Origin of the sequence: Sphaerochaeta sp. S2 (genome assembly GCF_016406725.1) — a bacterium.
GTDB lineage: Bacteria > Spirochaetota > Spirochaetia > Sphaerochaetales > Sphaerochaetaceae > Sphaerochaeta.
On record NZ_JAEKNT010000530.1, the window covers coordinates 1 to 2464 of the forward strand.

Sequence of the window (2464 nt, forward strand, 5' to 3'; positions counted from 1 at the left end):
GATAATTTCTTCCCACTCCCACCCTGCCTTAGCCTGAAGCTTATCAGGGTGGACCTGAATGGATAGGGGTTTCTCAATTGCCAGGACCTTGAATAAGAGTGGCAGCTCATCCCCAAAGGATTCAATGTGGTCCTCTCCGAACCAATGCTCACTGTCCCCTTTCAGGAAGGAGGAAAGATTTTGGTTAGTTTCCATGACGATTGCATCCCCTGAGGGATGAGTCCCTAACCAAAGCTCGGCCTTGGCCTTTCCATCCTCTGGAACACCCAATAGCGCAGGAATGAATGAGGTGTTCCCCCACTCATACTCCTTGATATGTCCTTTTATTTGTACAATGTCCATATCAGCCTCCAAGCCAAAGTATAGTTCGCTTGGCCTCAGAGAGCAAGTAAGCCCACCTTGCTAGGTGGGCCTACTTGGTAGTGAATTGCAGATTACTTGTTCAGGATCTTGGGAAGGAAGATCATGGCTGCTGCAAAAACAGCCAAGGTTACGATCCAAGCTGCCAGAACGTTCAGGAAGATTCCCCCTACGACAAAACCAACCAATGCACAAGCTGCAGAGGTAACTGCATAGGGCATCTGGGTTGCAACGTGCTCAAGGTGTGGACACCCAGCCCCAGTGGAACTCAAGATGGTTGTATCACTGATCGGGGAAGCATGGTCACCAAAGACTGATCCACCGAGTACTGCACTCACGCTGATCATAGCTGCATTAAGCAAACCTGCGTCTGCAAGGCCCTTTGCCTGGGCAAGACCGACAGCGATAGGCATAACGATCGGGATCATGATAGCGAAGGTTCCCCAGCTTGTACCAGTTGAGAAAGAGATCAGAGCGGAGAGTGCAAAGGCAATGACAGGAACCAAGGCAATCGGGAATCCGCCACCAACAACAACATCACTGAGATAGGCAGCCAACCCAAGGCCTCCATCAGCAGGACTGTTCTTGATAACACCACCAATGGTCCATGCCATGGTAAGAATGATAAGGGCGGGAACCATACTCTTGATACCGTCGGTAATTGCTTCACTTGCTCCCTTGATCGTAAAAAGCTTACGAGCAGTGTAGTAGATGTATGTGATCACCAACGTGAAGATTACTGCATAGAACAGTGCCATTGAGGCATCGGTATTGTTGAAGGCATCACCGAGAGACATGGATGCTGCTGCAGCACCGACGCTGGTAATGGTCTCTCCATCTATGGATGAGAGGTAGGTAGTAACAGGGAACAGGATAACTGCTGAAACAATGAGAACAATAATCGGGAAGAGCATGTCCAGAGGCTTTGCCTTTGCTGCATTCACATCACCATCGATGTCAATCTCACCAGGGGCTGGTCCGTAGGTTTCGTTGTACAGGTTACCGGTTTCCTTTGCATAGGCAATGCTTTTTGCCATGGGACCGAAATTACGTCCGCTCAGAATGATGACAACTACCATGATGATGGTAAGCAGAGCATACAGGTTATAGGGTACTGACCTGATAAAGAAAGAGAATTCACTGACACCCAAAGCATCAAATCCTTCAGATCCTTTTACAATGGACATAACGGTGATAACCCAGCTTGAGATGGGAACAAGGATACATACCGGAGCTGCGGTGGAGTCCAGGATGTATGCAAGCTGTGCACGGGAAACTTTGTTCTTGTCAGTAATAGGACGCATAACGGTTCCTACTGCAAGGCTGTTGAAGTAGTCATCGATAAAGATCAACAGACCACAGAACCAAGTCATCATGAGGCTGGTCTTCTCGGTGTGCAGCTTATCTGCTGCCCAGCGACCAAACGCATGTGCTGAACCAGTCTTGCTGAGCATACCAACCAATCCTCCGAGCAATGCACAGAAAAGGAAGATACGGATGTTCCATCCATCATTGAGGGAACCGGCGATCATGTCGGTAAGGTTGATGATTGCTACCAGAGGATTTCCCCCTGCTACGATCAACGCACCAGAAAAAATCCCAAGAAACAGGGAAACCATTACATCCTTGGTAATGAATGCAAGGGTAATGGTAAGAACGGGAGGAATGAGTCCCCAAATTCCAAAACTTGTCATATTGACCTCTCATACGGGTGAAAACCCTGAAGTGTGATTGTATGGAGACTATATCATGAGTTTTGTAACAAAGGAAAGGTTAAAAAGAGCTTTTTTGTAAATTTTCTTACAGTTTGTTATTAAAATAACAGAATAAAGAATAAAGAAAACGCTAAGACACGCGAATGCCCTCCTTTCCAGGGAGGGCATTCCGTGAGTAAGAAGCACGACACTAGCGAGAGAAGAGTGAGAATCTCAGTGAAAGTGCATCGATTGGCTTGTCACCGATACTCGCTCCATATTCCTGTACATAGTATGCAGCATCAATGTGGAAGATCAGAAGATCGAATCCAGCACCGATGGACTTGTAGCCCTGGCTGATACCACCACGCACATCAAGAATGCTCAACAGTCTGACCGATGCTCCAAGG

General features: G+C 47.6%; 2 protein-coding genes and 1 pseudogene. All 3 read right to left on the minus strand.

The features are described 5' to 3' along the window. Positions 1 to 342 (minus strand): type I phosphomannose isomerase catalytic subunit (locus tag JF818_RS15665; RefSeq protein WP_370570357.1); only part of this gene is annotated, 342 nt, incomplete at its 3' end. A 92-nt stretch (positions 343 to 434) separates the two neighbouring features. Continuing rightward, on the minus strand, positions 435 to 2054 hold the full coding sequence (locus JF818_RS15670) for a Na+/H+ antiporter NhaC family protein (RefSeq protein WP_198892981.1): 1620 nt from the start codon (positions 2052 to 2054) through the stop codon (positions 435 to 437). 211 nt (positions 2055 to 2265) lie between these two features. Then, positions 2266 to 2464: pseudogene (locus tag JF818_RS15675) on the minus strand (hypothetical protein); the annotation flags it as partial.